The sequence below is a fragment of the Fimbriimonadia bacterium genome (assembly GCA_039961735.1).
Taxonomy (GTDB): Bacteria; Armatimonadota; Fimbriimonadia; order Fimbriimonadales; family JABRVX01; genus JABRVX01.
Window position 1 is genome coordinate 26,508 of the sequence record JABRVX010000018.1, and the last position, 22,848, is coordinate 49,355.

Annotated in this window: 15 protein-coding genes and 2 tRNA genes; 5 read left to right on the top strand and 12 right to left on the bottom strand. The window is 60.3% G+C overall.

The genetic code is table 11. From position 1 onward, the window contains the following. Positions 1 to 86 precede the first annotated feature (86 nt). Both HRF45_06485 and HRF45_06490 read left to right on the top strand, forming a co-directional pair. Positions 87 to 506 carry a VOC family protein gene (locus tag HRF45_06485; protein MEP0766176.1) on the top strand — a complete coding sequence of 140 codons (420 nt, stop codon included), beginning with the start codon at positions 87 to 89 and terminating at the stop codon, positions 504 to 506. Between the two features lie 1,586 nt (positions 507 to 2,092). Further along, positions 2,093 to 2,842, top strand: coding sequence for a hypothetical protein (locus HRF45_06490; protein ID MEP0766177.1), 750 nt, complete (start codon positions 2,093 to 2,095; stop codon positions 2,840 to 2,842). Positions 2,843 to 2,847: 5 nt separating this feature from the next. Here the strand turns inward: HRF45_06490 and HRF45_06495 are convergent, their stop codons facing one another. The 3 genes from HRF45_06495 to HRF45_06505 form a co-directional block, all read right to left on the bottom strand. Further along, positions 2,848 to 3,150: an NmrA family NAD(P)-binding protein gene (locus HRF45_06495; protein ID MEP0766178.1), complete on the bottom strand. Its 303-nt coding sequence runs from the start codon at positions 3,148 to 3,150 to the stop codon at positions 2,848 to 2,850. A 107-nt stretch (positions 3,151 to 3,257) separates the two neighbouring features. Continuing rightward, positions 3,258 to 4,703 carry a right-handed parallel beta-helix repeat-containing protein gene (locus HRF45_06500; GenBank protein MEP0766179.1) on the bottom strand — a complete coding sequence of 482 codons (1,446 nt, stop codon included), beginning with the start codon at positions 4,701 to 4,703 and terminating at the stop codon, positions 3,258 to 3,260. Positions 4,704 to 5,259: 556 nt separating this feature from the next. Beyond that, positions 5,260 to 5,335, bottom strand: a tRNA-Ala gene (locus HRF45_06505). Between the two features lie 238 nt (positions 5,336 to 5,573). Between HRF45_06505 and HRF45_06510 the strand changes: the two genes are divergently transcribed. Further along, positions 5,574 to 5,969 (top strand): hypothetical protein, encoded by a 396-nt coding sequence (locus HRF45_06510; protein MEP0766180.1) that lies wholly within the window; start codon positions 5,574 to 5,576, stop codon positions 5,967 to 5,969. Between the two features lie 345 nt (positions 5,970 to 6,314). Here the strand turns inward: HRF45_06510 and HRF45_06515 are convergent, their stop codons facing one another. Continuing rightward, the gene (locus HRF45_06515) at positions 6,315 to 6,611 is read right to left on the bottom strand and encodes a hypothetical protein (protein MEP0766181.1); all 297 of its coding nucleotides are present in this window, start codon (positions 6,609 to 6,611) and stop codon (positions 6,315 to 6,317) included. Between the two features lie 202 nt (positions 6,612 to 6,813). On the opposite strand from HRF45_06515, the gene HRF45_06520 reads away from it, so the two are divergent. Continuing rightward, positions 6,814 to 10,596: a DUF4981 domain-containing protein gene (locus HRF45_06520; GenBank protein MEP0766182.1), complete on the top strand. Its 3,783-nt coding sequence runs from the start codon at positions 6,814 to 6,816 to the stop codon at positions 10,594 to 10,596. Between the two features lie 5 nt (positions 10,597 to 10,601). On the opposite strand, the gene HRF45_06525 is transcribed toward HRF45_06520, so the two are convergent. From HRF45_06525 to HRF45_06560, 8 genes are all read right to left on the bottom strand, one after another. Continuing rightward, a tRNA-Met gene (locus tag HRF45_06525) sits at positions 10,602 to 10,678 on the bottom strand. Between the two features lie 199 nt (positions 10,679 to 10,877). Continuing rightward, on the bottom strand, positions 10,878 to 12,587 hold the full coding sequence (locus tag HRF45_06530; protein ID MEP0766183.1) for a hypothetical protein: 1,710 nt from the start codon (positions 12,585 to 12,587) through the stop codon (positions 10,878 to 10,880). 129 nt (positions 12,588 to 12,716) lie between these two features. Beyond that, complete coding sequence (locus tag HRF45_06535) at positions 12,717 to 15,821, bottom strand: discoidin domain-containing protein (GenBank protein MEP0766184.1); 3,105 nt, start codon at positions 15,819 to 15,821, stop codon at positions 12,717 to 12,719. An 8-nt stretch (positions 15,822 to 15,829) separates the two neighbouring features. After that, positions 15,830 to 16,690 (bottom strand): carbohydrate ABC transporter permease, encoded by an 861-nt coding sequence (locus HRF45_06540; protein ID MEP0766185.1) that lies wholly within the window; start codon positions 16,688 to 16,690, stop codon positions 15,830 to 15,832. Next, positions 16,687 to 19,185: an extracellular solute-binding protein gene (locus tag HRF45_06545; GenBank protein MEP0766186.1), complete on the bottom strand. Its 2,499-nt coding sequence runs from the start codon at positions 19,183 to 19,185 to the stop codon at positions 16,687 to 16,689. The genes HRF45_06540 and HRF45_06545 overlap by 4 nt, the downstream gene beginning before the upstream one ends. A 97-nt stretch (positions 19,186 to 19,282) precedes the next feature. Continuing rightward, positions 19,283 to 20,608: a hypothetical protein gene (locus HRF45_06550; protein ID MEP0766187.1), complete on the bottom strand. Its 1,326-nt coding sequence runs from the start codon at positions 20,606 to 20,608 to the stop codon at positions 19,283 to 19,285. Between the two features lie 51 nt (positions 20,609 to 20,659). Then, positions 20,660 to 21,406: a prepilin-type N-terminal cleavage/methylation domain-containing protein gene (locus tag HRF45_06555; protein MEP0766188.1), complete on the bottom strand. Its 747-nt coding sequence runs from the start codon at positions 21,404 to 21,406 to the stop codon at positions 20,660 to 20,662. 19 nt (positions 21,407 to 21,425) lie between these two features. Then, entirely contained in the window at positions 21,426 to 22,454 is a 1,029-nt protein-coding gene (locus HRF45_06560) for a LacI family DNA-binding transcriptional regulator (protein ID MEP0766189.1), read from the bottom strand. A gap of 190 nt (positions 22,455 to 22,644) precedes the next feature. Here HRF45_06560 and HRF45_06565 point away from each other — a divergent pair, with 190 nt between their 5' ends. After that, complete coding sequence (locus tag HRF45_06565; GenBank protein MEP0766190.1) at positions 22,645 to 22,839, top strand: hypothetical protein; 195 nt, start codon at positions 22,645 to 22,647, stop codon at positions 22,837 to 22,839. Positions 22,840 to 22,848 lie beyond the last annotated feature (9 nt).

A 22,848-nucleotide genomic window follows, 5' to 3' on the forward strand; every position in this document is an offset into this window, starting at 1 on the left:
ATACCCCAAGCCATAGGGTGCCCGCGGTTCAGCGCCGTGCCGGGTATAACGCGATCCCATCCGCACGCATTCTTGGGGGACGAACAGTGATCGACGCAATCGAAGGGGAGAACCACGACATTCACTTCCACGCGTCGAGCCCGATACTACGGGTCGAAAGCCTGGAGCGCAGCTTGGATTACTACACGCGCGTTCTCGGGTTCTCGGTTGACTGGAACTATGAAGGGCGCATCGCATCAGTCTCGCGCAAGCACGCCAATCTAATGCTGTGCGAGGGCGCCCAGGGGTGTAGCGGCACCTGGGTGTGGATCGGCGTCGGCGATGCCGCCGCACTGCATCAGGAGTACATGGCGAAGGGCGCTCGTATTCCACTACCGCCTACGAACTATCCTTGGGCTTACGAAATGCACGTGCAGGACCCGGACGGCCATGTCATACGATTGGGCTCCGAGCCGCGGAGTGACATCCCCTTTTCGGACTGGGTGGCCTGGTATCAGGATGCGTAGTGGCAGCAGCGAGACCCAAGGAGTCTGATAATCTGGGTGCGAGACGATGATGCAAGAGCGACCCATCTCGGGCCTCGAAGAAACGGGATCAGCCAAGAGTAGGATTCGGACGTGATACTCATGGCTCTCCTACCCTTCTGGCTGATGTCTGCGTGCGCGTCGTCCGAAGCTCAGGTGCCTATCCTAGACCAAGTGCTAGAAGCTCGTACCGACCTATGGGGCGAGGCCGCAATCCGACAGCCGGACGGTCCATCGTATCGCTTCTTTGCCGATCTCCTCCCCCCGCTCCGCTACGTGGATGCGGAGTTCGGTCGCTATCCGATCGTCGTAGGCTCTCTTCACGGGCAACAGAAGCAGCGTTTGGCGAGTGATGGCTCAGGGGTCAATCTATGGGCCAACCGCCCTAACTGGCACGACGCAAACCTTCACCCCATGGAAGTCTGGGTCGGCGATCCGCCCGAGCGATTCGGCGCCGACCTGGACCGGTGGGTTGGACCGCATCTAGCGGACGGCTGGATGCCGATCTATCGCTGGCAGTATCGCGTGGGTGCAAGTAAGTACCACCTCGAAGCATTTGCGGCTCCCAGACCGGTCGGAGGGGCCGAAGCTGCTTGTGTCCAAATACGTCTCGTCTCTGGGAGTTCGGGCAGGGCTACTCTCAACTTTCCCAGTCTGTCGCTGGCGGCGGCGAGCCAACAGCTGGCAGAGCCTTCGGGGGGCGTGCGAGTCGTACACGACGGGTCCTGGAAGTGGAACACCGCAGCCGCGCAGTTAACTGCGCAGCTGAACAAGGGTGCGGCGGCCCGTTGTCTCTTCTTCGGAGCCGGAGAATCTCCTCATCTTGGCCCAGAAAGGAGCCCCGACTATCACCGTGATCTAGCAGACGCGCAGCGCTTCTGGGAGGCACAATTGAAGCGTTGTGTGCAGATAGAGACGCCGGACGCCGTGGTGAATCGTGCGTGGCGGACGTCTCTAGTCACACTACTAACACTACTGCACGGCGATACGATGATGTACAGTGCACTAAACCAATATGCCTGTACGTTCGAGGCAGAATGTGGAGACGCAGTTTTTGCTCTGGGGTTGTATGGAGTTCCTTCGGCAACGCGGTATGCCATTCCCATGCTGGAACGACCTTTGCAGCATGGTGTGGAAGACCACGACCGTGCCTACAAGATCCGTCTCATGCACGGCCTCTACCGGCTAACGCGCGACGACGGATTTCTGCGAGAAACTCGTCAACACTGGCAGAGGTCTGCCGACGAGTTAGTCGCTCGAGTAGAGCCGGAGACGGGGCTGCTACCGAAGTCCGGATATTGTGGCGATATCGTGACTCCCGTTAACAGCCTCAACTCCAACTGCGCTGCGTGGAGGGCGCTGAGAGATCTGGGTGCTTGCCTGCAAGGCGGAGTAGACCAGCCCTTGGCCGAGAAGTATGCGACGGCAGCCGACAAGCTGAGGAGCGCGATTCTAGATGCCGTAGATAGAAGCGCGGACCGAACCAGTGATCCGCCGTTCATCCCGATGGCGCTGTTCGGATTCGAGAAACGCGCTGTTCCCATCACATCTACGGGTCTGAGTGCCTATTGGAACCTCATCGCCCCTATACGCTCGAGTCTGGCGCTCTGCTGTCACGACCGGAGTATAACGAGTGGATCATCCGCCATGTGCGGGAACAAGGCGGCCTGTGTATGGGCCGGCTGCGATTCGATGCCAACGTCGCGTGGTTCGCGAATACGGATGCCCTCAACGATCTTTATGGCTTGCGGTACGTGCTGGAAGTTCTGCGTCGGGACGAGCCAAACCTCGCGGCGGTCTCCCTCTACGGAAAGCTCGCTCAAACGCTGACACGTGACACGTTCTACGGCGCCGAGGGCACGGGCTTGCGACCGCTCGATAACCACGGCCGACCGACGTACTTGCCGCCGAACTCCTCCTCCACTGGCTACTTCCTCACCATGCTGCGGTATATGTTGATACAGGATTGGGACTTGAACGACGACGGGGTACCTGAGACCCTCCGTCTGGGATTCGCGGTGCCGCGGCACTGGATGCGTGACGGGCAGGTGGTAAGTGTAAAGAATGCACCCACGGCCTTCGGGCTTGTGTCGTATCGCATCGAGTCGCAGATATCTCAGGGCAAGCTCATAGCCGACATCTCCCCCGCACCCAGAAGGCCATATAGGCTGCTCTTGCGGTTTCGTCTCCCCGATGGGTATCGGGCGGTCCGTGCCACAGCGATCGGTCAGACGCTGGCGATCGACGACACGGGTGCAGTGGACTTAACGGGGCTCCGAGCACCGCTCCGGGTCGTCTGCGAGGTTGCCGGCCACTAACCCTGTCAGCTGTACTGGAGCGCCGACCTGCCGACCTCCCTAGTACGAAAGGCGGGCTGACAGGTGTGCTCCAAGAGGTTCGTGACGCCGTAGATGTCGTATGCACCCGCAAAGGCTCCGCCGAGGATCTCGGCGTCGTCCAGGTCAGTTCCGACCACTTCGCCTTCACGCTCAGCGAACACCTTTGCCATGGGTGGGTCGGGAATGCACATCAACGTGCGCACCCGGAAACCGTCGGACGGGTCCTCCAAAGTGGCGCGGCACATTCCGCCACCCTGCGCCCCCGTCGCGCCAACCACTGCGACCAATCTGTTGGCTGCTACTCGTTTCCCCCCTTCTGCCCGGCCAGGGGGTTAGCCTCTAGGGCAGCTCTGATGACTTCTACGGCACAACGACAGGGCGCTGGGTTAAGTCCTCAGCGGCGAACGGGTATCCCTGTAACAGGCGGGCCGTCTAGCTGACGCTCGAACGCACCCATGTCTGGCAAGGGAGATGAGCCACGACCGGTGTCGGGTGCCCAGACGATGTCTACGAAGCGCGGGCTGCCCAGGATATCCCAGAACTGCCCGGCGAAGTGAGCGGTCCTGTCCGCCGCGTCGAGGCAGGGCGAGTTGGGGCCTAGCCGTAGGTCGGTCGGAAACGCGACGAACTGCGGGTCTAGATCGAAGCAGTGTGGGAACTTGGCCGGATCGATGGGGTCCTCGCCGGGTCGTGGGACCCAGAGGTTCTGGATGCAGCAGTAACTCGCTTTCTTTACCTGAGCTTGACAATGTACGCCGTCCTGGTCACGGTTCCCCCACAAAATACAGCCCGAGACGAGTGCGGACACCGTCCCGTAGCCGTTGAACCAGATGCCGCCAGTCTCGTGAGCCTCGTTGTTGACGAGAGTGCAGCCCACGACCATAAGTGTGTAATTCTGAGACGAATAGGTGGCGATTGCGCCGCCAAAGCCCCCGATTGACTGGCCCTGGCTCGTTGGAAGTGCATAGGTTTGGTTGCCCGAGAACACGCAATTGTTTACCGTGAGGTCCTTCCAACTATAGATTGCGCCTCCCTGCATCGAAATGTTGTTCGTGAACCAGCATCTGGCGACGCTCAGAGGAGCCCCGAAGTTGTGGATGGCACCCCCATAGGTGCCGGAACCCTGTGCGTACTGCCCACCGAACGGAAATGCTTTGCAGCGGTCGAAGCTGCACTGAACCACGGTAGCCGGAAGGACGGTCCAGAACTCGATGGCCCCGCCATTTCCACTCGATGCATCACCATCCGCTTCCAAGTCGTAGAACGCGCAGCCCGCTACTGTGACCTCGCTTGCGCCGTAAGCCCCAATTCCAACGCCACTAGAGAGCCGCCCATAACTCTCCTCGAACCTACAGCCCTCGAACTGCACTTGGCTGTCGAGGATGTAAGCACAGGTCCCACGCCCTTGGTACGAGGCATTGCGCCGAAAAACACAGTTCCGGATGTGAAGGTCGCTACGCTCGGCATAAATCCCTGCACCGCTGGACTGAATGGCATACCCTTGGGAGACGACGAGCCCATCCAGGGTTGCTCCACTGACGTCGGTTGCCGAGACGACATGCTGGCTGTTAGGGCTATTGACCGCCCAACCAGTGCGCCACCAGCCAGAACCGAACACATCGTCATAGCCAATATCACCGCACAGAATAGTAGGATTCGCCCTAGGGTCGCGAATATTGGTTGCCATGTCACCCCCGACGTAACCGCCCAGAAGCGTAACACCATCCCTCAGTTGGAAACTAGCTGTGGTGTCGCCGGGAGGTCCTGGACAATAGGTGCCTCTGGCAATTCGTATCTCATCACCCGGTTGCGCCACTAGGAGCGCGTCCTGGAGGCTCACGTATGCATCCTTCCAAGACACGCCGGTATTGGCGCCATGCGCTGCCCGATCGACGTGAATTACCTTGGCATCGCACACGGAACCGAGAAAAAGGCTGAACGAGAGAATTGCTAGCTTCGATAGTGCGGCAGGCATTTTGGAAGTTCAGTTCCCCAGGGGATAGGATATGATTAGCTATTATACACTAAGTAAAGCCTTCCGCATTCCGACGGAGTGGCAAGCCAATACCGGTGTGCGCTCACTCCCACCTCTCCAGAGCCTGGCCCTCCGTGGCTGCCGACTTCAATTGGTCCACGCGCTGAAAACAGCCACCCCCATCTCTTAGGCTTGCGCCGTACAGGGTAAGCCCACGGTCTTAGCGAGGTCTAGGTTGGCTGACAGGCTGAGTGCAAGACGATCGCGGAGCCGCCACGGGTAAGCATCCATGCCGAAGAGCTCCGGCTGCAAATTACTAGCGCGACTGCCGGTCCTCGCGGCCCCGAGCGTGGAGGTCACTGGAGACACCCCCGTGCTCTGTAGGGCTCGACGGGCATATCCTCCCGAGCCAATTCTGGAGTGGTGGAGATGAGGAGATTCGAACTCCCGACCTCTGCAGTGCGATTGCAGCGCTCTCCCAGCTGAGCTACATCCCCACGGAAGTCCAGTCCGAAGGGCTCTCCCCGAGCGCAAAGGCCTATTGGCGTGCGTCGGTGTCGGTCCCCCGGGACTGGCAGGCAGTATACCAGACGGGCCTTGCCGGCATCGCGTTTCGGCTCAGGGGTCGCATGGAATGCGGCGACGACGCACGATCCGTGGCTGCCGATGACATATGGCAACTCGGCGAAGGGAGCCTCGCGCTGGGAGCCTTCTCATAACAAGGGAGACGCGCACATGCCTGAGCGATCAATCGAGGTGCCGGGCGTGCCCAGGCTCCCAGTTACCGAGGATCTCTTCAGAGAGCAACCCGAATTGCTCCATGGCACACCGCCTCGAGAGCAGCACCCCGGTCCGGCGGAGCAAGAGGTCCGAGAGCAGCCGGAGTCCGTGGTCCTCATCGGGGTTCTCGTATTTGGCCCGGGCGGTCGCTTCGACATCGGCGATTTCTACCGGTGCCGCGACGATTTGCCACGCGACCGGTGGCAGGTAGCCGACGACGAGCGCTACCTAACACTGGATGGATCGGCTCTTGCGGTTCCGCACTATGATGAGCCCTCAGGTCCTGGCGACCGCAAGATCGCGTTCCACCTGTACTACTGGGACCCTACCAAGCCGCTGCAGTCGAGCTAGGGCGAGCTTACCTGTCCTGAGCCGCAGCCCATGCCGGGGCACCTCGACGAGATGGTTCCGTACGTGCCGGTTGACTAGCATCCAACGGTGGGTCCTGCGACGCCGTGGGCAGCACTAGCGCGGTCAAGGAGCCAGGAGTGATCTGCGGCCCGTACCTCGGGCCGAGGCGACTTAGGCGGAGGGTCAGGCACGGTCTTGCTGAGGCATGAACCGTACCGCGTTCGCCATGCCCCGCTCCGTCATCGCCGAGCACAACCAGAACGGACTTCCTGGAGTGTGACCAACTCTCCACAAAAGCACTGACCACGCGGTATCAATAAGAGACCCTATTGTGCACTCATGATACTATTCGCGCCCGGCGAACAGGGCAACCCGGAACGGATAGCAATCGGCTGTAAAGACGCCTTGGTACACGGCGGGGTCCGCGTGGACGGTTTGGTCGGCGTGCTCGGCGTCCTCAGCCACGAATACGACGATACCGAACTCCCCGCCCTCGGTCCGTCCGGCTAGCAGCAGCCGGCCCTCCGCCCTTAGCTCCTGCAGGTAGGCGAAGTGCGAGGCGACTGCATTGGTTTCTTCCTGCGTCGCGTCCGCCACGAACGTCGGCCTGGGCGGTCGAACCACGTAGATGAACTCGGCCACTCTGCGTTCCCCCTTCGGGGCTCGCGCTGGAGGCAGAACCCCTCGGCCCAGCCTTCGCCACGCGCCTTCTTGACTCCTTTGTCCCGCCACGCTCGCCGCTGCAGGACGAGACGTACCCGTTGGGGAATCCTGTCACGCTATGATGGCTTCTTTGGCTTTTCAGGCCCTCGCGCTCATCCTCGCATTGCAGACAGGTGACCGAATGACTTTGCAACTACCCGATTGGGAAGACCCCCAGATCGTCGGACGCAACAAGGAAGCTCCGCGAGCCACGGCCTACCCCTTCGCCGACCTACGAGCGGCGGTGGAGGGCAGGCACGAGGTGTCACCCTTCGTTCGCTCGCTGAACGGTGACTGGAAGTTCCGATGGGTGGGCAAGCCCGCTGATAGGCCGGTGGGCTTCGAGCAGCCGGGCTACGACGACAGTAAGTGGGGCACAATTCCTGTACCTGCCTGCTGGGAGATGCATGGATACGGCATCCCCATTTACACCAACGTGCGTTATCCTCATCCCGCGAATCCCCCATACATCGCACACGAGTACAACCCGGTCGGTTCGTACCGAACAACCTTTTCCGTGCCTCCCGACTGGTCGGGTCGCAGGGTGTTCGTGCGCTTCGGCGGGGTGTATTCGGCCTTTTACCTGTGGCTGAACGGGAAGCAGGTGGGCTATAGCGAGGAGAGCAAGACGCCCGCGGAGTTCGACATCACTTCGTACGTGACCGCTGGCGAGAACCTATTGACGGTCGAGGTGTATCGGTGGTGTGATGGCAGCTACCTGGAAGACCAAGACATGTTTCGGTTCGGTGGCATCTTCCGCGATGTGTGGCTTATTGCGATGCCGCAGGTGCACATTCGGGATTTCTTCGCCACCAGCTCGTTCGACGCTAACTACCGCGATGCCACATTGGATGTGACCGTCAAGGTGCGCAACCTCTCGGGCCGAACGGCTGCCGAGCACACCGCCGAGATCACGCTGTATGACAGTTCTGGGCAAGTGGTAGGTAAGACGCCGCTCGCAACCGGCAAGACGAAGGAGATTTCGGCTGGCGAGGAAGCCCTCATTCGCATGTCAGCACCCGTGCCCGTGCCGCGCAAATGGTCAGCCGAGGAGCCATATCTTCACAATCTCGTGTTGACACTGAAGGACTCTACCGGCAACGTCGTTCACACCACGAGGACCAACTTCGGTTTTCGAGTGGTGGAGATACGAGACTCCCAGCTCCTGATCAACGGTGCGTCGGTCAAGCTGCGCGGTGTCAACCGACACGAACACGACCCGGACAGCGGCCGCTACGTGAGCAGGGAGCGGATGCTGCAAGACATCCTGCTGATGAAGCGTCACAACATCAACACCGTGCGCACCAGCCACTACCCTAACGACGAGAAGTGGTATGACCTGTGCGACCGCTACGGCATTTACCTGATAGACGAGGCCAACGTCGAGTCGCACGGCATGGGTTACGATCTGAACAAGACGCTGGGTAACAAGCCGGAATGGGAGACTGCTCACCTGGACCGCACACGGAGAATGGTAGAGCGGGACAAGAACCACCCATCGGTGATCATATGGTCGCTTGGCAACGAGGCTGGCAGCGGTGTGAACTTCGAAGCCACTTCGAATCTGGTGCGCCAGCTGGACACGACGCGACCGGTGCACTATGAGCGCATGAACTCGGTGGCGGACATTGATAGCGTGATGTACCCCTCTGTCGAATGGCTGGCACAAGTGGGCAAGGAGAAGTCACCTAAGCCGTTCATCATGTGCGAGTATGCACATGCCATGGGCAACGCGTGCGGCAACCTGCAGGAGTATTGGAACGTGATTGACGCCCATCCGCGGTTGATCGGCGGTTGCATATGGGATTGGGTGGATCAGGCGCTGCGTAAGTACACGGACGAGCCTCCTGGAGCCGACGGCAAGCGCAGGTGGTACTACGCCTACGGCGGTGACTACGACGACAAACCGAACGACGGAAACTTTTGCTGCAATGGTGTCATCCCCCCGGACCGCCAGGTCACTCCGAAGTTGCTGGAAGTCAAGAAAGTGTATCAACCCATCGGCATCTCGGCAGTAGATGTGGGCGCCGGGAAGTTGAGGGTACGGAACAAGCATTCCTTCACCAACCTGGACGTCTATGACATCGAGTGGGTGATGACCGAGGACGGGGTAGAGGTCGGCAGGGGATTGCTGGTACCCGTTAACGTACCTCCGGGGGCAGAGTCCGATCTCAACATCTCACTGCCTGCTAGGCGAGGCGCGCCCGGCAGCGAGGCGTTCCTTAGCGTCCGCTTTCTGCTGCGAGACGACACATTGTGGGCCGATAAGGGACACGTAGTTGCGTCGGAACAGTTCGAGCTTGGTGCGTTGCAGACACCGACCACTCGGCCCCTTCCCGCACAACCGCTCGAAGTGAAGGAGGCAAGCGGGATCCTGCAGCTTCGTGGCTCGGGCTTCACTGCCGAGTTCGACCTGCGGAAGGGCATGTTCACCAGACTGCTCGTGGATGGGCGCGACGTTTTCTCTCAGCCAAGTCCCAAGCTCAGCGTGATGCGTGCGCTCACCGACAACGATGTGTGGTTCCGCGGGGCTTTGTACGATAGCGGCCTGACACAGATGTCGTATCGTGCCCGCAGCGTGTCATGGGGACGACTAGGTGATACTGCCATACGCATCCGGGCGGAAGTCGAGTGCATGGGCTTCAAGGGCTCGGGCTTTCTGCATGAGTGTACCTATACCGCGCTGTCCGATGGGACCATCGTCATGGACAACGACGTGCGGCCCCTCGGCACACTACCACCGCTGCCCCGTCTCGGCCTGGAGTTCCGGTTTACTACATCGTTGGATCAGTTTTCGTGGCTAGGACGGGGACCTCATGAGAGCTATCCGGACAGGAAAAGGAGCGCCGACGTAGGTGTGTATTCCGGCACGGTGATGGAACAGTTCACCGAGTACGTGCGCCCGCAAGATAACGGAAGCAAGCAAGACGTGCGGTGGGCGGTGCTCTCTCGTCCGGACGGGAGCTCTCTGCTGATCCAGCCGGAAGAACCCATGGCAGTCGCCGTCTCTCGCTTCGCGTCGGACGACTTGGAGAACGCACGACACCGTCCGGGAGAAAACAAGCGCTATCACCGCCTCATTCCCCGGGACGAGGTGATCCTGTGGGTGGATTACGCGCAGATGGGTTTGGGGGGTGCTAGCTGCGGTCCGCCGCCCATGAGCAAGTACACTCTGCGCGCGCAGCCTTCGCACTTCCGAGTAACGCTTCGTCCTTTCGCGGGCGATGCTCGGATGCTACCACCGGTCGCTGCTGTGCCCGTGGTGACGCGCGACCAGAAGGGTGTGGTTAGCATGTCGTGCGCGACCCCTGGAGCGAGCTTGCGTTACACGTTGGATGGGACTACGCCGACGGCTTCATCGCCTATCTTCCGAAGCCCGTTCGCGCACCCAAAGGCGGCGGAGCTGCACGTGCAGGCGGTCGGCGAGAGGTTGCTTGCCAGCCCGCTGACACGTGTGGTGCTCGGCGAGATCGTGTCCACTGAAGAGATCGGCGGTGCGGCATTGCGCGTGGTGTCGGTGGACAGCGAGGAGCCGGACGAGGGCGCGGCGGTGCACGCGATTGACGGAGACCCTGCCACCTATTGGCACACCGCTTGGTCGGGCGACGCGCCCGCACACCCGCACGAGATCACGCTGGACATCGGGGTCGAACAGTCGCTGGTAGGGCTTGCCTACCTGCCACGTCAAGGTGGCAACCCGAACGGTCGTATCGCGGAGTACGAGGTGTATGTGAGTCGGGATGGCCAATCCTGGGGCCCGCCGGTGGCCACCGGCCGTTTCCCGAACGTGGACGAGATGCAGCGCGTCTTCTTCTCCGCCCCCGCCACGGCCCGCTTCCTCCGCCTCCGGGCTCTTTCCGAGGTGAACGGCAACCGGTGGACCTCCGTGGCGGAGTTGTCGGTGCTGAAAATAGCGGACCGCTAAGCATCTGGTAGCGAAGGTCGGACTCGAACCGACGACCTACCGGGTATGAACCGGTTGCTCTAACCAACTGAGCTACTTCGCCACCGCATATGATTCTGGCTCGGAATGCTTCGGATGTCAACATCGGGCCTGCTAAAGGGCGGGGCTACGGCCGGGTTTGTGGCTGGTACCGCGCTTCTGCAGTGGAGGTGGAGTTGGCGCGCGTACTTGCGTCGCCAAAAGAACAACGGCCCCGGCGCTACCGCCGGGGCCGCTTTAGGAGCATCTATCAGCGCGAAGGCCTACAGGTCGCCCACCTTGCCGAAGTTGATCAGGACGACGTTCAGATCGCCGATGGCGACCGTGCCGTCTCCGTCGAGGTCCACCTGAGGATCCGCTCCGCCAAAGCTGACCAGCACGGCGTTCAAGTCCAACAGTCCAACCTCGTTGTCGGGGAAGGCGTCACCATTAGTGACCGTGAAGTCCTGGTAGTTCGCGCCCGAAGCCAGCACTACGTTGGTCGCCACCGACCGTAGGAAGTGCGGGAACTTCAGCGCTATGTCGAAGGTGCCCGTCGCGACACTCGGGATGGAGTACCCGCTGAAACCGGACAGAGTGATTGGGTAGCTGTAAAGGACCGTCTGCGTCCCCGGCGAGCGAAGCTCCAGGTTTGCAGACTGCGTGGCAGGATCGCCCACGAACAGGTCCAGGAACACGGTTCCCTCCAGCGTCGCGGGTGGCGGCGCATCCAGCTTCACGCCCGTGATATGGCTGATCGTCGTCTTCGTCGCGGTCGGATCGCTCGACGAACCCCAGTGCTGTACGTAGCCACCGATTTTCGTCCCATCCAACAATCCCTGCTCGACGTTGTCAGGAACTTTCACCACGACCTGGTCACCCGCGTAGTACTCGAGCTTCCGCTTGCCATCGCTCGGATCGAAGAAGTAGCGCATGCCAATGGTGATGGTGTCTCCGGCGGTGTAGATGTTACCGAATGTGTGGAAAGGCAACATGTAACCGAAGACTGCCACCTCACCGTCCGATGCCACCATGAACTGGCCGTCCCAACCGAAGTAGTTGAAGTACATGCCGGCTTCCTGACGATACACCGAGCCCTGCAAGCGTTCGATAGTGACGTCCATCGCGATGTTCCAGTACTCGTTGTTATCGAATGCCGAATCGGTGCCACCGGCGTCCGGCGAGAAGTACCACAGATGGCGGTTGATCCACACGTTCAAATCAGATTCCAGGAACTCGAGGTAGCTCGGATATTCATTGGTAATGCTCAGGATCGAGAGCGGGTTATCGTTGAAAACCCTCGGGATGATCCGAACCGAAGAGAAGTCGGTGTCGTCCATGCCAGCCACGATGTGGCTAAAGGTCGTGGTGACGTCTCGAGGATCGCCGAGCGAACCCTGATGCTGGACGTATGCACCGAGCTTGGTGCCGTCGATGATTCCCTGCTCGAGGTTGTCCGGCGTGAGAATCACACGGTTGTTGCCCGCGTAGTACTCGAACTTGTTCTTGCCTTCAACCGGATCATAGAAGTAGCGGATGCCGATGCGAATCGTCGTCCCAGCGGTGTAAGCCCCTGGTACCGACCAGAACGGTAGGATGTATCCGAAGCAGGCGACCTCGCCATCCGAAGCCACCATCATCACGCCGTCCCACCCTGAGTAGTTGAAATAGATGCCGGCTTCCTGTCGTGGCGTGTTGGCAGGCGTCGGCTCGAGCTTCACGTCCATGGCTATGTGCCAGTAGTCGTTGTTGTTGAACGTCGACTCGGTTGCCCCACCATCTCCGGAGAAGTAGAAAATATGGCGGTTGGCAAACTTGTCGAGCCCGGTCTCCGCGAACTGAACGCTGACCGGGTAATTGTTCGTGACCGTCAGCCCCGAACCGGGATTGTCGTTCCAAACCCTTTCGATAATCTTGATTGACGAGAATTGGGCGTTGGCTAAGGTGGCGCTCAGTGCGGCGAGGGCCAAAGCGCCCAGAATGCGTGACTTCATCGTCCTCTCGCTCCACGTCTAGATTGGGTTGCTGAATGCTTTCAGCAGCACTCTCTTATGATAACACAGGTTCCGCTCTACGGCAAGTGCCTGTTGGCAATATCGGCAAAGAATCCGCGCGAAAAGGGATCAGCGGCGCCAGAAACGCACTTCCGCTGAGCCGCTTATCGTCACGCCGTTGTCACGCAGTTTTGCCGGAAGCCCATTCACCACGGCCCGGGCCGTTTGCTCGAACGGGCTCACGACGACAATGCCGCCAGGTGTGGCGGGAGCCTCGCTCACGGTGAAAACGATGGCGTCACCATCGCAGGTCACCCTGTAGGCGACTTTGCCGAAGTGCGTCGGCAACCCTCTCACCTCCAGTCGCTGACCATTCTCGAACCACGTAGCCAAGATCCCAGCCCCGAGAACTAATCCGTCTCGTTCGTAGTCTTCGTACACCAGCAAGTTTCGCACAAACTTCACGAACTCCGAGCCGACCCAAGTATGTGGCATGTCGCCGATGAAGCCCGGCTGCCGAGGATCGCGACGCACGACCTCGGCCCAGTGGAGCCACGCCGGGGGTCGGACGTGCCGGCAGAAGAAGTCCAGTATCTCGTGCGCCTCGTCCCGTCGCCCCATCAAGAGGAGGGCGCTCGCAATCCGGATCTCGTAAGGGGTGTAGATTTCCCACTGCTTTCTGCCCGCTGCCCTGTCACGGTGGAACTCCATGTACCTATCGAAGGTACGCGCCAGTGGCTCTGCGGGAACCACGTCTGAGACGGCACACGGAAAGACCCCTATCGCGGTGGACGTCGGGTCGAAGTCGCCTAGTTCCACACAACCGGGGACGTAATCGATCCCGTGCCTCTGGATCGTCAGCTCCAACGAAGCACGGAGTGTCTGGCCAAAGTCGGTTGCGAGTTGCGCCCATCTCTCCACATCGTCGCGCTTTCCTAATGCTCGAGCGATCTCCACGGCGTCTCGCAGTCCCCTCGCGATGAAGAAACAATCCCAATAGGAGTGCATCGGTTTGGCCGAGTAGCCCTCGTGACTGATCGACTCTGGTACCAGTCCATAGTAGGCACGTCTCTCTTCTGTGAGGAACTCGGGAGTCATACGCTGCGCGCGCAGCGATACAATATGCTCGACGACTCGTCGCACCGTGGGGTACATGCGGGTTAGAAACTCCTGGTCCTTGGTGAAGCGGTAGTATTCCGCTACGATGTAGAGAAACTGACCATGGCTGTCGTGCTCTGGCACTGGGTCCGCGCCACGGCGGTCCACCACGCATGGCACCGCGCCGCTCGGCGGGATGTGCGACGCGAACCACTCGATGAACTGCCGGACCTCCTCGGTGCAGCCCCAGCGCAACAGCGCGGCCGATGTTAGCGCGCCGTCGCGCATCCAAGAACGCTCGTAAGAGCGCGAGCCGGGTTGTACGCCCGGACCATCTCGGTTCACTTGGATGTAAGCCAGATTGGCCTTTAGCAGCCGCTCGTAATGGCGAACGGCATCAGGCAGCCACACCGCTACGGTCTTCTCTTTCGCACGCCAGGCGGCGCGGGCCCGCATGCGTTGGAGGTCTATGTCTCTCTGAGTGTGAAGCGCCGTCGGCTTGTCGGAACCAGGCGACACGAGAGTAATGGTTCGGTGCTCCCACGGTCCCAGATCGAGGTCGTAGGCGAAAGCTGCAGAGGCGAATCCGAAGCTATCGGCCGCTTCCATGCTCTCGGGCAGTGCGTTACTAACGAGGTACTTTGTGATGTCGCCTGCATGGAACGGGGTGGTGCCGATGCGTGTGGCCGAGGGAATCGAGACCAAACCGACCGAGTCGTTGACCAGCCCGCGATCGGGGGAGAGCGACAACTCGCGGATCGGTGTGGCACCACCTATCACGTTCAGCGTCTGGTATGGCGGGTTGACCTGGAAAGGTCGTATTGTGACGTAAAGAGTGCACTTACGAGATTTTGGGCTTCGGTTCGCGATCTCATAGCTAACACACAGTGTTTCGCTGCCGTCCTCGGTCATGAATGGTGCGATTCGCAGCTCGAGCGATCCGTGGTGCCTCGTTACTAAGGGCAGAGGCAGTGTGTCGCCGTCCAGACCCTGGGTGACCTGTGCATCCGCCCAGGTCCAGAGTTTGCCGTCTGCGAACAGCATGGGCTCCAGCGAGAAGCTGTGCTTGTCCAGCTCGACTGCACCATCCTCGCTGATGAGTGCCTCGCGGTGGCCGCCCACGGCGCCGACCACCGTCCAGTATCCTGCCTCGCCACGTATCGTTCGCGGGAAGCGACCTAGTGGCTGATCCTTTGCCATTGCTCCGAAGAAGGCATTGTGCCCGTCACCGAAGAGCAGATCCCTCACTTCCAGCGCATTCAGGTGGTAGCAATCACCGGGACCTTCAAGCATCGCTATGCGTAGGTGTCGTGCCTCCGAGTCGGGCAGATAGTGGTAGGTCGTTCCGCCTGTCGCCTGTGCTACCTCCTCCAGCATGCTCCAAGCCCTTCCGTCGTCAGAGACCTCGATTCGGAATCGAGTGGGATATCTCTGTTCATCCCATCGCAGCACTAGGCCACCGAACTCGCGGGGCTCTCCGAAATCGAACGCGACCCACTGCTCGCCTGCTTTGGTGGAGCGCCAGCCCCGACCAGCCCCCGCCATGCTGCGTGCCTGGAAGCCTCGCACCTCGCTCGATGCGGAAACCACGGGCATACCGGCGTAGGGCCTTACAGGTGGGAGTTCGCGGAACTGCAAGTCATCGAACAGCACCTCGCCCTTGCCGCCTGTGTAAGCTGCAACCACGAACTGCAGGGTGGCAGCGGTCTTCAGGTCGCCCCCGCCTCGCGGCCCCCAGGCAAAGCGGATGTGTCGCTTTCTCAGGCGCACCTGCTTCCACTCGGTGGGAAACTCGTAGCCGATTTGGTTGTTCCACCACACATTCGCGCCGCTCTCGTCGCCGAGTTTGAACTCGAGGTTGTTGGCAGGCGACACTCCACGTATCCAGAAGCTGAACTCGTAGTTCTCCGGAAGAGGCAGCGAGACTCGCTTCTCGGCAATCACGAATCCGCCGCGACCCTGAAAGTCGTACTCCATGCGCAGGGCATTCCCTGTCCGCCCTTCAGCATGAGAGATGCGAAGTGAGACTCCCTCGGAAGTGATGGATTTCCACGGCGACAAGTCCTCGAAGTCATCGAGCAGGAGAGTGCTTTGTGCGACTACACTGGCTGAGAAGGCGAGGAGGAAGGCGAGCATGACAACACCTATTTCATGCCGCTCATCACGATCCCCTTGACGAAGTAACGTTGGCCAATCAGGAAGATGATGATAAGCGGGATCGTTACGAGCACGCTACCGGCCATCAGCAGGTGCCACTGCTCCGCACGCAGCGACGCGTAGGTGCTGAGACCGAGCTCCAGCGTCTGTTTGTTCACATCGTTTAGATAGATGAGAGGTCCCATGAAGTCCCGCCAGCTGCCGATAAAGGTGAACACACCCACCGTGGCCAGTGCCGGTCCGGACAGCGGCATGATCACGCGAGTCAATATCGTCCAGTGAGATGCGCCGTCCAGCTTGGCCGCTTCATCCAACTCGACCGGCACGCTGAGGAAGAACTGACGCAGCAGGAACACATTGAATGCGCCTCCACCCAGGAACGCGGGTACCGTGAGTGGGTAGAAAGTGTTCACCCAGTGCAGATACTTATATAGCACGTAGGTAGGAATCATCGTGACGATGCCCGGCAGCATCATCGTGCTGAGCAAGAGGATGAACAGCCTGTCGCGCCCTCGGAACTGTACCCGCGCGAACGCGTAGGCCACCATGCTGGAGCTGAGTACCACTCCCAGTGTGGAGAACCCCGCGATCACTACGGTGTTTTGGAGGAAAAGCAGGAAGCTGACGTTCGGGTTGGCCAGCACCTCCCGATAGTTCTCCAGTGTCACGGACTTCGGCCACGACCACACCGATGTCTGGGCCAGCTCGGCCGCGGACTTGAGTGACATGGCCACCGAGATGTAGAACGGCGTGAGAAACACTAACGACCCCGCGACGAGCAACGCGAGCACCAGCAGCCTGCTTACGTGCGACATCAGTAGCAGTGGCTTGTCGCGTCGCCGGCTCATCGTCCACCCGCCTCGTAGTAAACGATTCGATTGAGCTGGAACTGCAGTAGGGTGAAGCCCAGGATCACTACGAACAACACCCACGCGAGAGCAGAGGCGTATCCCATGCGTAGTGAGCCGAATGCCTGCTCGTAAAGGTGTAGCATGTAGAAACGTGTAGCGTCGTTCGGCCCCCCGCCGGTCATGACGAAGGCTTGGGTGAACACTTGGAAACTACCAATCACCCCTGTCACGAGCGTGAAGAACAGGGAAGGGCTCAAGAGCGGTAGGGTGATTGCGCGGAACCGTGCCCACCAGCCGGCTCCATCTAAGGTCGCTGCCTCATAGTAGAACTCCGGAATGCCCTGCAAACCCGCTAGGAGGATAACCATTCCACCACCTACACCCCACAGCGACATGATGATGAGCGCAGGGAGCGCTAGGTGCTCGTTCCCCAGCCAGTTTACTGGCTGACCGTCGGATGAAAACGGCGACAGCAGTGTGGCCAGTCCGAGAAAGTTGCCCTTGCCGTCTGCACCGTAGATGAGTAGATTGAGCAATCCACCCTCGGGCTGGAAGATGCGTCTCCAAATGAGGGCCGATGCTACCGTGCTGGCAAGCGCAGGGAGGTAGAAGCAGGTGCGGTAGAGCGGCATGCCGCGCACCTTCGTGTTCAGCAGCAGCGCGAGCATCAGTGACCCTATGATGCCGAGGGGAACCGAGACCAGGGTGTACACTGCGGAGACTCGCAGCGTGATCCAGAAGCGAGGATCTGCTCCGAAAGCTTCGGTGTAGTTCTGTAGGCCACGCCACTTCGCAGGCTGGATGATGTCCCAGTCCGACAGACTCATCAGCAGGGAGAGCACCATCGGCCCTGCGGTGAACACTACCATGCCGATGATCCAAGGGCTGATCAGCAGGTAGCCGGCGCGGTTGTCGGCTTTCTCCCTACGTGTCAGCCGATGTCCCCGCTCCGGCCAGTACACCCAGCCGATGGCGACACCCAGCAGCCCGACGCACAAAGCCCCTCCCCACCACCAGTCGAGTTTGGGTAGACGCTCCTCTCTTAGCAGTGCATCCAGTCGCGCCTGCGCCCGTGCGGTACCACGGCGCAGCGCCTCTTCTGCGGTAGATGTCCCATTGAAGATGCGCTCGATCTCGCTCGCGACGTAGCTGCTCACCTCCGGCCACTTGTCCGAGGTGGGTGGAAACACGACGTAGGGTACTGCCTTGTCGGTGGCAATGCGGTTAGCGGGGTATCGTTGTTCGAGAGGTGTATTAGGTCCTGGTATCCATGGCTCGCGAATGGCCAACCTACGAATGGCAGGTTGAGCAAGACCGGCACGCGCCATCGCTACCATGCCAGGCTCTCCGGCCATCCACTTCACAAGCAACCAAGCCTCTCTCGGGTGCCTCGTGGATGACATGATCGAATATCCGGATCCGCCGGTAGGCGCCGCGCGCGTTCCGTCCTTGAAGGCTGGTGCGAGGGTGATGTCCCACTCGAAGAAGCCCTCCTCCCCTGGTCGTAGCACCTCGCGAAAACGCGGCACCTCCCAGATGCCGGATTGGAACATCGCGACCTTGCCACTCAGGAAGAGCTGAGAGGCATTGGACTGCATCACCGATGTGATCTCGGTGGGTGTCGGCATCCAGTGGTACTTCAGTGCGCAATCGGCAACAAACTGGTAAGCACGTATAACCTTCGGATCGTCGTAGAGCACTCGACGGGCCGATTCGTTGTCATCGGCATATCGCCCGCCGGTCGAGAAGGTGCACAGGTCGGCGAACGCCGTCATCCATCCGGGCGTGAAGCCCCAATGCACGATGCGCCCACGTGCGTCTCGCTTGGTCAGGTGCTGCATCGTCCAGGTGAAGCACTTCTCCCGAAGTTGCGGACGGGGCTCGAAGTCCCAAGTCCAGCTCCCGTCCGGGTAGGGGAGGCCGGCCTCGTCGAACATCTTCTTGTTGTAGTAGATCAGGCCGATGGGTGCGATGTCGCGTGGCAACACGTATAGCTGCCCCCGCAACGAGTGTGCTTCCACGATAGGTCGGTAGTACTCATGGATGTCGAACCCCGGCGTCTGATCGAAGAACGGATTGAGGGGAAGGATGGCTTTGCGTCGTGCCAGCTTTTGGAAGTTGACGAAGTCCATCATCGCTACGTCGGGGGCGACGTTGGCAGCGTACTGCGCTAGCAGCTTCTGGAAATACGAACCGTAGGGGACGTTTTCCAGGCTGACACTGATCCCGGGATGAGCCCTCTCGAACTCGCGGACCACCTCGCGCAACACACGCAGGCCCTGGTCGCCATCGTACACGACGAGTCGAAGGTGCACCACCTCCGCGGCGACTGCGCAGGCGAGTAGCAACATGACGACGAGTGCGAGGAGCCTGAGAACCAAGCACGTGGAAGGGTGGGCACTCTGCCGTGTGCTCTGAGCCTTCGGCCCCGGGATACCATGCTTCGACGGGCTCGGCATGACGGAATCGGGCCGAACCGGGTGGTCAGCCATTCTAGACAGACTTAGCATGGTGGTGTCGGAATCGTAGCGAGCCTGATAGTAGCATCCCTGTCGAGTGCACGAGGGAGCCGACACGCCGGTGCCCACCTTACCAACCACCGAAGGTCGCCCGAGGTCGGAGGCGGTGCAGGGCTGGTGATTTCCTCCCGGCAGGCGCCGAGGGCGCAACTCGCAAGGCACGAAGTGCTGCCGGACCTTCCGCAGTCACCATCAGCCCAGCTCGCTCGATGCCCAACCGTGCGACCGGATGGCTCATGAACAGGCGCTGCGGAAGACCGGTGCGGTAGCACTCTACTCCCAAAAGCATCATGCCGAGGTCGATTCCTATCACGTCGGGCGACACCCACCGGCGGGTCGGGTTGAATGCGATAGTGAACCCATACCTGCCGATAGTCGAAGGATACCGTTCGGCAATCGCGCGTGCCGCCGCCATGCTCTCTTCTGGGCACAGGAATACCGATGCGACTGCGCTGCTGGGTGCTATGGTTCCGTTGTCGTCGCCCCAGGGTGGAAGGCCGTGCGATGTGTATCCGTCGGGGTGGTCACTCGCGGATAGGCCCCACACATCTTTATCGTAGCCGACGAAGCCCTTCGGATTGGTGGCGCAGTAGGCTCGATTGGCCAACGTAGCGTTCCGACTTGACACCCAATAGTCGTACCCAAGTCGGTCGCGGCGGTTTCGAAAGTCCGAGAACACGTGTGAGAGTTGATGCATAAACAGAGGCCCACCAGCCAGCATGTCGTACCCTTCAACGGACACCACGGGGCGCGTCCACGCCTCCCAGACGCCGGTCGGCACCCTGTCATCGAAGCCGAGGCCTAGAATATAAAGAATCATGTGCTCGCAGTACGAGCCCCACTGAACCGGCAAGAACCCCTTCTCCGGAGTCCATCCGTGACTGAAGGTTAGGGACTGCGGTCTCTCGCCGCCGTCCGTAAGCATCCACATCCAGTCCACATCACCCAGGATGACTTCTACCAGTCTCGTGACAGCCTCATCCGCGAAGTACCGCTCCGCGGCTAGCATGCCGGCAAACAGAATGGCACTGTCAATGCTGGAAACCTCGCACTGCCAGATGCGCTCACCCGTCTCCCAATGGAACCAGTGGTAGAACCAGCCCCTTTCCTTGGGCGCTACATCTCGCAGCGCCCTGAGCGTAAGCAGCGTGCGCGCAAGAGCTGCCTCACGACTCACCCACGTGCGCTCTACGCCGATAGGATACGCAGCAAGCGCAAAGCCGGTGGCAGCCACGCTGGCGATATCGTACGGGTCTCCTGCAGCCGAGTTGCGTGCTCGATCCTTAGTGAAGCCGGTGGCCGGATTGGACTGCTCCCAGAAGTATCGGAAGGCCGAGTGCGAGAGTGAATCGAGAAGGGCAAGGTCGCCGCGAGCACCGGCGACGCTTGCCCACAAGATTGCTCCTAACGCGACTGAGAACACGTCCGATGTGTCCTGCCGAACCGGCTAAAAAGGTAGGGTCGAGCAAAACGTGTCGAGCCACGGCATGTTCGTGTCGTTTCCGTCGATCGGATAGACATACTTGCCACGAGTGTACTGCCACATGTTCTCGCCGTCGTCCGGAAGGCATGTCTCCCGAAGGCCCGTGATCTTCGCATGGGTGTCCATGAAGATCACGACCATCTTCTTGTCCTCCAGCTTGAAGCCTCCCCAGTTAGGAATCTTCCATCCGTTCTGACCGTTGTACAGGTATTGCATCCACGGACCGTAGTCCGGATACACGTCCTTGTTCTCGGCAATCAGCAGCGCTCTCGCCGGCTCGTGAACCGAGCGCATGGTGTAGTTGGCGATGTCCTGCCAGTTACCGGTCTTGAAGAATGGGCGATAGTAGAAGTATCCCCTCACGAACGTAGGCTTGACAGGGTTGGTCTGTGCAGCCTGCTCGTCCGGCAACTTGGCCGCAGGATTGATGGGGTCTCGGAATACGTCGGCGCTTTTGAGATACGGCTGAATGGCGTGCTTCCAGCTCTTGCGGCCATTCTCGTGTCGGATCTTGAAGAGCACACCGTCGTGATTCTCGGTGTAGAGGTGTACGCCGATCCCAATCTGCTTCATGTTGGAGAGGGCCGTGGTGATCTGTGCCGACGTGCGCGCACGCGCGAAAACCGGGAACAGGATTCCCGCCAGAATGGCAATGATTGCGATGACTACAAGTAGCTCGATCAACGTGAACGCAAGACTCGTTTGCTTCATATGTAACCTCCGCACTGAGCTACCGCGTCTTCGGTGGCGCGGTGGATTGCCGTACGTCTAATGACGGCGGGTAGATGATCTGGGTCCGCGGAACGGACTCCTGGCGAATGAGAGACACTAATAGCAGCGTGGCCTCGCGTGCCATCTCGACAATGGGTTGCCGCACACTCGTCAACGCCGGCGACACGCGCTCGCAGGCTTCGGTGCTGTCGAAGCCGACGATGGACACATCGCCCGGGACTGATAGTCCTAGCTCCGATAGCCGCCGCAGCAACGCGAACGCGACGTCGTCCGACCACACGAACAGGGCAGTGGGTCGCTCGTCGCTCAGCATTAGGTCCATGAATGCAGTCGGGTCGGCGCTGGGCGTTTCGAGTGTGAGGACAAGGGCAGGGTCTACCTCAATCTTCTTCATCTCGAGCGCGTCGCGATACCCATTGAACCGGTCATTCGAGCTGATGGAACTCGCGGATCCTCGAATCATCCCGATCCGCCGGTGGCCTAACTTCAGCAGGTGCTGCGTTGCCATACGCCCGCCTGCGTAGTTGTCAGCGTCCACGAACGGAACTTCGGCGTCGGTGGACCGCGTGAAGAACAGCACGCAAGGGAACTTGCGCCGAATCAACTCGAGAAGGGTCGGGTCGTCCGCATCACGCAGGATGAGGGCACCGTCCACCCGGCCGTCCGACAGGGTATCGGCGTCGGCACTGCTACCTTCGGTTCCCCTCGTATGCAGCATCAGGTCCATACCGGTCTGCACGCATGCGTCGCACACGCCACGCATCACTTCCGACGTAAAGCTGGACCAGGCCGAAAAGAAGGTCGCGTACTGAAACGCCACGGCCAGCGAGTCGGTTCTCTGCCGCAGCAACATCTTGGCGAGGGCATTCGGGCGATATCCGAGGTCCCGTGCCGCGGCTAACACCCGGACTTCCGTATCGTCGCTGATCCTAGCCTGTGCCGCTCGACCGTTTAGCACATAGCTTACGGTCACCTTGCTCACCCCGGCCAGGCGTGCCACATCTTCGATGGTCTTGCGTTTCGACACCGTTGCTGAAACCTTTCACCTAGTAGTGTAACACACTGTGTCTCGATTGGCACGCCGAGCTGCCATCCGATGCATAATCAGGCGTTTTTACTGGGTATAAAAAGTGACCTAGATTGCTTTACGCGACAGGAAGGCCCCGGCGCCCCCGCGAACCTGCTGCATAACCGTTTCAGCAAGGCGGTGAGAGAGGATGAGCATGCAAGTCTCAGGACGCACGGCCGGCGTCGTTATCGCCATCGTGTTGGCTATCCTGGCGGTAATCGCTTGGGCCCTTTTCTTCCGAGACGGCGGCAGCACGCCCGAACAACTAGGCATCGGCGAGCCCGCGATTCCGGGCGGCGGAACCGCGCCCCAAGGCCCGTCGCCATCCGGCCAGGGCAACTGAGAGGGGACA

Excerpts from the sequence above, each read along its gene's own strand:
- HRF45_06510 (MEP0766180.1), top strand. The coding sequence starts at position 5,574 with ATGCCTGAGCGATCAATCGAGGTGCCGGGCGTGCCCAGGCTCCCAGTT.
- HRF45_06520 (MEP0766182.1), top strand. The coding sequence starts at position 6,814 with ATGACTTTGCAACTACCCGATTGGGAAGACCCCCAGATCGTCGGACGC.
- HRF45_06530 (MEP0766183.1), bottom strand. The coding sequence starts at position 12,587 with ATGAAGTCACGCATTCTGGGCGCTTTGGCCCTCGCCGCACTGAGCGCC.
- HRF45_06535 (MEP0766184.1), bottom strand. The coding sequence starts at position 15,821 with ATGCTCGCCTTCCTCCTCGCCTTCTCAGCCAGTGTAGTCGCACAAAGC.
- HRF45_06540 (MEP0766185.1), bottom strand. The coding sequence starts at position 16,690 with ATGAGCCGGCGACGCGACAAGCCACTGCTACTGATGTCGCACGTAAGC.
- HRF45_06545 (MEP0766186.1), bottom strand. The coding sequence starts at position 19,185 with ATGGCTGACCACCCGGTTCGGCCCGATTCCGTCATGCCGAGCCCGTCG.
- HRF45_06555 (MEP0766188.1), bottom strand. The coding sequence starts at position 21,406 with ATGAAGCAAACGAGTCTTGCGTTCACGTTGATCGAGCTACTTGTAGTC.
- HRF45_06565 (MEP0766190.1), top strand. The coding sequence starts at position 22,645 with ATGAGCATGCAAGTCTCAGGACGCACGGCCGGCGTCGTTATCGCCATC.